The organism is Gallibacterium genomosp. 2, from assembly GCF_000771895.1.
Classification (GTDB): domain Bacteria; phylum Pseudomonadota; class Gammaproteobacteria; order Enterobacterales; family Pasteurellaceae; genus Gallibacterium.
Map to the genome: position 1 here is coordinate 1 of NZ_JPXY01000074.1, position 10,001 is coordinate 10,001.

Here is a 10,001-nt window from a genome sequence, read left to right on the forward strand (position 1 = left end):
ACGACCACGACCACGACCATCATCACTCAACCAACGAATTAGAGCAAGATTGGCACGTCTGGTTTTCACCGAAAATCAGCGAACAAGTTGCAGAACAATTAGCTCAACAGCTCACTCAACTTTATCCGCAACACCAAGCTAAAATTGCCGCTAACCTCGAAACATTCAAACAACAGTTAACCACAACAAATCAGCAAATTACTCAACAACTTGCCGAATTTAAAGACCAAGGTTTTTATGTTTTCCACGATGCTTATCGTTATTTTGAAAATGCTTACGGATTGCAACAAACTGGTTATTTCACTATTAACCCTTTGATTGCTCCGGGAGCTAAAAAATTAGCAAAAATTAAAGAAGAAATTAATGAACATAAAGTTAAGTGTCTTTTTGCAGAACCACAATTTACCCCGAAAGTGCTTCAAACCTTGCAACAAAGTACAAATGTCAAAATCGGACAATTAGATCCGATGGGTGAAAAAATTGCTTTAGGAAAAGGATCTTACAGTGCATTTTTACAGCAGATCGCTGAGGATTTTTCTGATTGTTTAAAAAATTAAGATAAAATAGGGGTTATCCTTAAAAAGGATAACCCCTATTAATCATATTTTTATGATTAAGCCAAAAATCGTCCAATTACTTGTCCACCAACTAATATCCATGTCATTAATATTGAAGTAAAAAAAATCCCTAAATAGATATAACCTGTTTTCAAGTAACACCAATGATTTATCACTATAAATACAATAAATTGAGGTATAATCACGGCTAGCATCATCATCCATCGCCCACCAAATTGTGGTAAACCGATTAAATCAAAACCTGGACCAATCTGCATAAAATCAGGAACAAAATGAAATAGCCATAAGATCAATAATCCACTTACAGCAAAAATGATAGTTTTTATCGACCAAATTACTAATGTAGAAGAAAATGTTTGTCGCATTGGCTGTTTCATTTGTACTCCAAGAACTAATCCATTGAAAACAAAGAAGAAAATCAATATTGGCAACCAATAAACAATAAACAATTCTGCTCTTTCTATAGTTAATGGCTTTAAAAGAGGCCATAGAAAACGCAACTCTACTCCTAGCCAAGCGTGTAAAACGTAGGCTAAAACATAAAGATAGCCTATAGCAATTAGACTTAATAATAAAGATCGAAATATTAATGAGCTCAAACCTATATTAGGGTGATTAAATACGCCAAACTCTTGTAATGAAAGTTTCAAGTTTGATTTCTTCCAGAAGATAAAAAAGAGCAAATTTATTACTGAACTTACCAAAAACCAGCTGATAATACCGTTTCCCATTTCAAGAGGCATAAAACTCAGTTTTGCCGCAATAGGTTCATTTGCTCCTCCCCATTGAGTAAAAATAGGATACAGTAACATAGTTAAAATAATGTTTATGCTAGCAAAGCTCCACCATTTTTTACTAGATAAAGCTGTTTTTTGTGATACCTCCTGAGTGATAGCAAAAAAATATGGCAATTTTAATAATCCATTAATTAAAAATAGTGCTGAAAGAATAGCACTAAATAATGCAATTAAACCTGAAAATTCTTTATACCAGTAAGTTTGATCATCAGGATTAATCCAATCTTGATCTTTTACTCCATTTTGTAATGCTTGATTAAACCACAAAATTGCTTCTTTATTGCTTTTTTCCGCAATCATGACTCCAAGATGTGTACCATCAACCAATGCAGCTCTCCTTGCTGTACCATTTTCAAAAGAACCATATGTATAGTTCCATAGTAATTTGTCATTTTCTTCTAAAGAAAAAGCTTTTAAACGTGAAGGATTTTTTATAAGATCTTTCACTGGAAATGTTTTTTCACGATACCCACCAATTTCTTCATACAATCCTTGAGTAAGCAAATAATTATGTAATTCGGGATCACCGCCATTACTGCTCAATCCATTTACTGCTTTATGATCTGGATTAAGTTTTGCTACACGAATTGCATTTAATGCTCCTGTTGAATGTCCAAAGATTCCTAACCTATTTGGATCAACAAAAGGTAAATTTTTTAAATATTGATATCCATTATTTGCTCCACTAATTGTTTTATTAGATGCTGGTAATTTTGTAGAATAACCATGTCCAAAATGGTCGATAGCAAGTACAACAAAACCACGTTTAGCTAATTCTAATGAACCAAATGTATTTGTTGCTTCTTTATCACTTTGGTAACCATGCAACGCTAATAGAGCCGGTTTAGGCGTTTGTTCTGTAGCAGATATAGGACGATAAAGTTTTGCTACCATTGGTTGATTTTCTTCTGTAGGAATAATAATTGTTTGTACATCAATACGCCCAAAATCTCGTTCTATTTGAGCACCTAAATAAGAAGCTAATATAGCAAACACAAGGAAAACTAAAGCAATAAAGTAACTATTTTTTAATTTCATTTTTCTTTCCTTTATCTAAAACAATAACCTAGTCTATCTCAACAATACAAGTTACTTGACTTGAATCTAATCCTGTTATACGCAATGGTAGATTAAAAAATTGAACAATGTTTGCACTACCAGGTAGTTCGGCTAAATGCATATCTTCAATTACTCCCACAAAACGACCTGAGTGATAACCTAAAATAGCCCAATGACAATATTTTGGATTCTCACTTTCTGGAACTCGAGACGAAGGCGATCCCAATGCCAGAAAATCAATTCCAATCGCTTTTAAATTTGGGAAACAGTGAGAAAGATATTGTCCACCACTTGTAGCAATATAAGGACCTTCATTTTGATAAAGAGCAGGATTTTCTGTTCGATATTTCTCAAAACCAGTACGTAAAAATACAAAAGATACTTCAGATAAAACATCTGCATAGGGTTCTAAATCATCCTGAGTAATTCCTTCAGCCTCTCCTTTCGGAATTTCCAATAATGCTACTTTTTTATGGCAAAAATATTCCATTGGCAATTCATTAATACTTAACCCATCTTTCACAAAATGGCGTGGAGCATCCATATGTGTGCCAAAATGATTAGGTATTTCACTAATAAAGCTGCTAAATGGACAATCTTCAGTAACATCAGTACATCTTGTTACTTTTACAACTGGCTCTCCCGGCCACGCTACATCATTTGGATCTAAGGGATGAGATAAGAACATAAACATAGTAATTCTCCTTATTAATCAAATAATAAAAGATTTATTAAATCTCTATAAATTTACAAATAACATAAAAATAGTTATTTATATGCAGTAAACCAACCTAACCCATCTTCTGTTTTACCGCGTGGGTTATATTCACAACCAACCCAACCTTGATAACCGATATCATCAAGTTTTTTAAAGATATAGGAGTAATTGATTTCACCTTCATCAGGTTCGTGACGATCCGGAACGGAGGCAATTTGCACATGAGCAAATTTGCCCTGCAATTTATCGGTTAAACGTGCCAAATTGCCATCTACATTTTGTGCGTGGAAATAATCAAGTTGAACGAAAACATTATCGCGATTAATTAAATCCACTAATTCCAAAGTTTGATATTGACTTGATATCAAATAATTCGGTTTAACTTGTGGGCTTAATGCTTCCAACAACACATTAATTCCGTGAGCTTTAAATTTATCAGCGGCATAACGAACATTATCAATAAAAGTTTGCTTGTATTTTGCGTATTGAGACAGTTCAGGCACTACGCCAGCCATTACGTGAACATTTGGACAACCTAAAACAATCGCATATTCAAGAGCTAAATCAATGTCTTTATGGCTATCGACTTCACGCCCCGGAATAGCAGAAACTCCCCATTCTCCAGCAGCAACATTACCCGGTGCAGTATTGAATAACACCTGTTTTAAACCGTATTGATCCAATTTTGCTTTTAATTCCTCTGCCGGATATTCATAAGGGAAAAGATATTCAACATATTCAAATCCCGCTTTGGCTGCCGCTTCAAAACGATCAAGAAACGGCACTTCTGTAAACATCATTGATAAATTTGCTGCAAACTTAGGCATAACTATTTCCCCCTATTTTTTAAATCATTCACTTCATCATCTGAGAGATAACGAATATTCTGTCCTTGTAAAATAAACATTAACTTCGCTGTTTCTTCCAACTCTTCGCTATTATCCACGGCATCTCGTAAATCACTGCCACAAACCACTACACCGTGATTTGCTAATAAAAATGCTTTACTCTCCTTGGCTTTCGCTGCCAAATCTCGCCCTATTTCCGCAGCTCCTGGTCGATAATAAGGAATCACCGGCAAACGACCGACACGCATCACGTAATAAGGTGTAAAGGCTTTGATAGCATTGTCATAATCCAAATCCGCTTTGCAGGATAATGCTGTCAAATAAGTGGAATGAAGATGAACTATCGCATTACATTCCGGTTTTTCACGATAAAGCGCTAAATGAAAAAAATACTCTTTTGATGGTTTTTTACCGCTCAACAATTTACCTTCAGCATCAATTACAGAGATTTCCTCTTCATTCAAACGCCCTAAAGAAGATCCTGTTGGTGTAACTAAAAAACGATTATCATCTAATCTCACCGAAATATTTCCTGCACCACCAACGCTAAAGCCACGTTCAAACAACGAGCGCGAAAGTTGCACTAATTGTGTTTTAATTTCTTGCTCCGTCATTTCATCATCTCCTGTGCATAGCTAAAGAAAGATTCTTGACCGAAATTACCTGATTTCAATGCAAGATAAACCGGCGCATCCAACACGCCCAACCAAGGTACGCCCGGAGCAATCTGTTTACCAATATTGAAACCTTTAAAGCCTAATTTTTGTACTACAATACTTGAGGTCTCACCGCCAGCAGTAATAAAGTTGGTCACACCATAATTACGTAATCTTTCCGCTAATTGGGCAAATGCCTGTTCAATCGCCTGACTGGCAGTTTCCGCTCCAAATTGTTGTTGAATCTGCTTTAATTTTTCCGGAGCAACAGTGGCATAAACCAAAGGAGCCTGAGCATCATCCAAATGTTCAACAAACCAATCAAAAAGCTGTTCAACATAATTATCATTGCTCAACACCTGTTCCACATCGAGCCACTGTGTTGCTGCTTTAGTCTGATAATATGCCACCTGTTTATTGGTCATCACTGAACAAGAACCAGATAAAATGACTGTTTTACCTTTTGGTGGAACAAAGGCTTGGTGCCGTTTACCTTGTGCCTGATGCTGCGCCATATAAGCCGCTAAACCGGAACCGCCAGTAACCAATTTCATATCAGCAACCGCTTCCGCTAACACGGCTAATTGCGAATTATCAACTGCATCAATCACGGCATAACGAAAACCTTGTTGCTGTAAATTATGAAAACACCGTTTAACGTTATCTGCACCTTTAATGACTTCAGCATAAGGTACTAATCCTGTTTTGCCTTGTGCTTGACGATCCATTAAACGCATTAAATTCGCATCTGTCATCGGGGTAATCGGGTGATTCTGCATACCTGATTCATTCAATAACATCTGACCAACAAAGAGATAACCGTTAAAAATTGTGCGTCCATTTACCGGTAATGCTGGTGTAATAATGGTAAATTTTTCATCTAATTCATTCAGTAATGCATCAGTTACTGGACCAATATTCCCTTCTGCTGTGCTGTCAAAGGTTGAACAATATTTAAAATAGAATTGTGTTGCACCATTATTTTGTAACCAATGCAACGCTTCTAAAGATTGTTGCACCGCTTCCTGTGCAGGATTGGAACGTGATTTCAAGCTAATCACAATTGCATCCACTTCTTGCTCCAATGCGGTTTGAGGCACACCGTTCATTTGTACAGTTCGTAAACCATTTTCCACTAAAAAACTGGCAATATCACTTGCACCTGTAAAATCATCTGCAATTACACCCAACATCTTACTTCTCCTGTTTTTTTGGTAATTCAACACCACTGAAAATTTTAATCACCGCACTATCATCCTGTTTACCATAACCAGCGTTGCTAGCTTCAGTAAACATACTGTAAGCAGTGCTTGCCAAATGGAGCGGGAATTTCAAAGATTTTGCAGTATCATTAACCAAACCTAAATCTTTCACAAAAATATCAACCATTGATAATGGGCTGTAATCACCTTCCACAACGTGTTTCATTCGATTTTCAAACATCCACGAATTACCGGCAGCGTGAGTTACCACGTCATACATTAAATCAAGAGGAATACCCGCTTTTGCCGCTAATGCCATCGCTTCAGCTCCTGCTGCAATATGCACTCCGGCTAATAATTGATGAATAATTTTCACGGTTGCCCCTAACCCAATTTCTTCACCAATGTTGTAAACTTTGCTTGCGGTAGCATCCAACACTGGTTGTAACGCCGCAAAGGATTCTTTAGAGCCAGCTGCCATCACTGTCATTTCCCCAATCGCAGCTTTTGCTGCACCGCCAGAAACCGGTGCATCCAACATTAACAAACCCAAATTTGTTAATTTTTGTGAAATTTCTTTTGAATCTTGTGCAGAAATTGTAGATGAAACCATTACAGCAGTACCCGGTTTTAGCAGTTTTGCCAATCCGTTTTCTCCAAATAAGACTTGATTTACTTGTTTAGCATTCACTACCAATAACACTACCGCATTTAACTTATCTGCAAAATTACCGGCATTTTTTCCAACCCCCTTTGCGCCAGAAACGCTAAGTTTTTCAAGTAATTTATCATCTAAATCAATGCCATAAGTATCAAGCCCAGCATTTATACAGGATAAAGCAGCCCCCATTCCCATTGCACCCAAGCCAACAACAGCTACTGAATATGTCATTTTTAATCTCCTTAGTTGTTTATTTTTTAATATTAGTATATTAAGTGATTTAAAAAATAAATTATGCGATCTGGATCACAATATTTAACAAATATTCACATATTTTTGTTTTATTTTGTTAAATCGAATTTATACAGCTATTAAATAAAGCATATCTCTATGTTTTTATTAAAAATAAATCTTATTGGATCAAACAAATGTTCAACGTTATAATTTGTAAAAAACCAATTAGGACAAAAAATGATTCCCGCAGAACGACAAAAACGTATCCTAAATATTGTCAGTGAACAAAATATCGTCAGCATTAACACTTTAATGGAAATGCTTGGTGTCTCTCATATGACTATCCGTCGGGATATTCAAAAATTGGAAGAGAAAGGTGAAGTCATTTCCGTTTCTGGCGGTGTACAAATTCAAGAAAAACTCGCTTTTGAACCACCGCATACGGCTAAATCACTTCTATTTCAGGAACAAAAAGAACAAATAGGTTTATGTGCAGCCAAACGAATTCCTAAAAATGCCACCATTTATCTTGATGCAGGTACAACTACTCTGGAAATCGCACGACATATTGCTGACAGACAGGATTTGTTGATCATTACTAATGATTTTTCAGTGGCTGATTTTTTGATTACTAATGGTCAAAGCGAGTTGATACATACTGGCGGGAAAATCAATAAATTAAATCGCTCTGCGGTCGGTGAACTGGCGGCACAATTTCTGCGAAACATTTCGATTGATCTTGCTTTTGTATCGACTTCTTCGTGGAGTTTAAAAGGTCTTACCACACCGGATGAAAGTAAACTGGCAGTTAAACGTGCAATTTTGGCATCAAGTCGCCACAAAACGTTAGTTACCGATTCCTCAAAATACGGTAAATTGGCAACCTTTTGGATCTGTGAATTAACCGCCTTTGATAGTTTGATCACTGATGATCAGTTGCCGGAAAATATCCAAAAAGCAATCAAAGCAATGGATATTGAATTCGTTTTAGCCGGCAGTTGAATTACGGTGGGTAAAACGTTTTTTAGTTTGTCTCTGTTGCGGTACATTTCTTAACGACATTAATTTTTGTAGATCAATCTGTTGGATCAATTGCGGTAACTGTGTAGTCAGTTGTTGCATAAAAGCTTGATAACTCAATTTTTTTCGGTAAATTTGCTCCAGTTGCTGCTCCCAATGTGCTGTCATATCAGGTTGTGTCGCAATATCAGGCAATGCCCCGATTAAAATTCGTCCTGCTTCAGTGCTATGAATTTGCCGCCCTTTTTTGGTTAAAAAACCGCGTTTAAACAGTAATTCAATAATTCCGGCTCGTGTTGCCTCTGTGCCTAAACCATCTGTTTCTCGTAAAACTTTTTTCAGGGCTTTATCTTGCACAAATCGGGCAATACCGGTCATCGCTGACAATAGGGTTGCATCGGTAAAATGCATTGGCGGTTGTGTTTTTTTGCTCAACACCTCCGCGCCCGAGCAGTAGAGTTCATCGCCTTTTTTTACTGTCGGCAGTGCTGCAATATTTGCTTGCGGATCATCATCCTCTTTTCCTTGTAACTTTTTCCAACCAGCACTCGCCAAGCCTCTCGTTTGTGCCACAAATATGCCGTTATCAATCGCTAGCTGAATCTTAGTTTTATGATATTCCGCATCCGGATAAAACTGCATTAAATATTGGCGAGCCACCAACTGATAAATATGTTGCTCATCGCTGTTTAAACGCAAATTCTGTTTGGCAGTCGGAATAATAGCGTGGTGCGCTTCCACCTGTTTGTCATTCCAACAGCGATTTTTTTGTGTAGGATCAAACCCCTCTACAAAGGATTGATATTGCTGGCAATTATTAGAAATCGCACTAAAAATTTTTTCACGCTCGACAAAATGCTCTTCCGGCAGATAGCGACAATCCGAACGTGGATAGGTAATCGCTTTGTGCGTTTCATACAACCGCTGGCAAATATCCAACACCTGTTGCGCCGACATTCCATACATTCTGGCGGCATCAATCTGCAGCGCAGACAGAGAATAAGGCAGCGGTGCCATCTCTTTTTCTGTTTTACTTTGATATTCGGTAACCAATGCCGGCTTTTCACTAATGCGTTTAACAACGTGTTCCGCCAATGCTTTTGATAAAACTCTGCCCTCTTCATCCTGATAAGGTTCGCAAGCCTCGCCCGGTTTCCATAAGGCTTTAAACGGATAGCCGTTCGGCTGCGGATTATCGGTAACTGTTGCTGCGGAATGGTGAATTGTTGCCTGTACCTCAAAAAAATCTTTCGGTTCAAAATGTTCGATTTCCAAATCACGGCGCACAATCAAACCTAATACCGGCGTTTGCACACGCCCGACCGACAACACACCACGATAACCAACTTGCTGACCGCGCAACGTATAAGCGCGCGTCATATTAATGCCGTAAAGCCAATCTGCGCGTGAACGTGCCAATGCGGAAATCGTTAAAAATTTGAAGTCTTGATTCGGTTGTAATTTATTGACAGCTTTACTCACCGCCGCTGGGTTTAAATCATTGACCAAACAGCGTTGAATGGTGGCGATTTTCTCTTTTGGTAACTTAAAATAGGCAAATAATTCGTCCACCAATAATTGCCCCTCACGATCCGGGTCGCCGGTATGCACAATAACATCCGCCTGTTTCAACAGCTGTTTAATCACTGCAAGCTGTTTAGCGGTCGATTTTTTGGCTAAAAACTGCCACTGCTGCGGAATAATCGGCAAATGTTCCAGTCGCCACTGTTTAAATGCCGGATTGTAAGCATCCGGCTCTGCCAGCTCCAATAAATGTCCGACACACCAAGTAACATAATCATTCTCACCGCAACGAATAAAACCATCATTACGGTGGTGGGGTTTAGGCAATACATCAGCGATGGCACGAGCTAAACTTGGTTTTTCTGCAATAAAAAGGCGCATAACAATAATAAAAACAAAAAATAATAACTATTGTAGTAAAGTAAAAGACTTTTTTGTAGCCTAAAAAATGGATGAAAACTTATGATAAAAATCAAACAAACGAACCATTTATTTTATAAAAACAACAAAATTAACTTAAATAAAGTTGAATTTGATGTAGAATAATTAAATTCATTTAGGGTATTATTAGTATTCTATAGTAACCAAATATTATATTTTATAAAACAAAAGTAAGACGTTTACTGTAAATAATTTTACAATAAATTCGTCTATTTTTACGGAGAACTTTAATGATATTTAATATTATCCAAGCAAGCAAGCAA

Annotated in this window: 9 protein-coding genes; 2 read left to right on the forward strand and 7 right to left on the reverse strand. The window is 37.2% G+C overall.

Going from position 1 to position 10,001, the window contains the following annotated elements; genetic code table 11:
• On the forward strand, positions 1 to 557 hold a 557-nt coding region (gene znuA, locus P375_RS11760), incomplete at its 5' end, for a zinc ABC transporter substrate-binding protein ZnuA (protein ID WP_039137261.1).
• A gap of 56 nt (positions 558 to 613) precedes the next feature.
• Here znuA and P375_RS11765 read toward each other — a convergent pair.
• The 6 genes from P375_RS11765 to ltnD form a co-directional block, all read right to left on the reverse strand.
• Positions 614 to 2,413 carry an alpha/beta hydrolase gene (locus P375_RS11765; protein WP_039137263.1) on the reverse strand — a complete coding sequence of 600 codons (1,800 nt, stop codon included), beginning with the start codon at positions 2,411 to 2,413 and terminating at the stop codon, positions 614 to 616.
• A 28-nt stretch (positions 2,414 to 2,441) separates the two neighbouring features.
• Positions 2,442 to 3,128: a cyclase family protein gene (locus P375_RS11770; RefSeq protein WP_039137267.1), complete on the reverse strand. Its 687-nt coding sequence runs from the start codon at positions 3,126 to 3,128 to the stop codon at positions 2,442 to 2,444.
• Positions 3,129 to 3,202: 74 nt separating this feature from the next.
• Positions 3,203 to 3,979, reverse strand: a complete 777-nt coding sequence (locus tag P375_RS11775) for an HPr family phosphocarrier protein (RefSeq protein WP_039137269.1) — start codon at positions 3,977 to 3,979, stop codon at positions 3,203 to 3,205.
• Positions 3,980 to 3,981: 2 nt separating this feature from the next.
• Entirely contained in the window at positions 3,982 to 4,614 is a 633-nt protein-coding gene (locus P375_RS11780; RefSeq protein WP_039137271.1) for an aldolase, read from the reverse strand.
• Positions 4,611 to 5,849 (reverse strand): 3-oxo-tetronate kinase, encoded by a 1,239-nt coding sequence (otnK, locus tag P375_RS11785; RefSeq protein WP_039137273.1) that lies wholly within the window; start codon positions 5,847 to 5,849, stop codon positions 4,611 to 4,613. The genes P375_RS11780 and otnK overlap by 4 nt, the downstream gene beginning before the upstream one ends.
• A 1-nt stretch (position 5,850) precedes the next feature.
• Entirely contained in the window at positions 5,851 to 6,750 is a 900-nt protein-coding gene (gene ltnD / locus P375_RS11790) for an L-threonate dehydrogenase (protein ID WP_039137275.1), read from the reverse strand.
• A 240-nt stretch (positions 6,751 to 6,990) separates the two neighbouring features.
• On the opposite strand from ltnD, the gene P375_RS11795 reads away from it, so the two are divergent.
• Positions 6,991 to 7,755: a DeoR/GlpR family DNA-binding transcription regulator gene (locus tag P375_RS11795; RefSeq protein WP_039137277.1), complete on the forward strand. Its 765-nt coding sequence runs from the start codon at positions 6,991 to 6,993 to the stop codon at positions 7,753 to 7,755.
• Here P375_RS11795 and P375_RS11800 read toward each other — a convergent pair.
• The gene (locus P375_RS11800; protein WP_039137280.1) at positions 7,741 to 9,678 is read right to left on the reverse strand and encodes a DNA topoisomerase III; all 1,938 of its coding nucleotides are present in this window, start codon (positions 9,676 to 9,678) and stop codon (positions 7,741 to 7,743) included. The genes P375_RS11795 and P375_RS11800 overlap by 15 nt on opposite strands.
• Between the last annotated feature and the right edge of the window lie 323 nt (positions 9,679 to 10,001).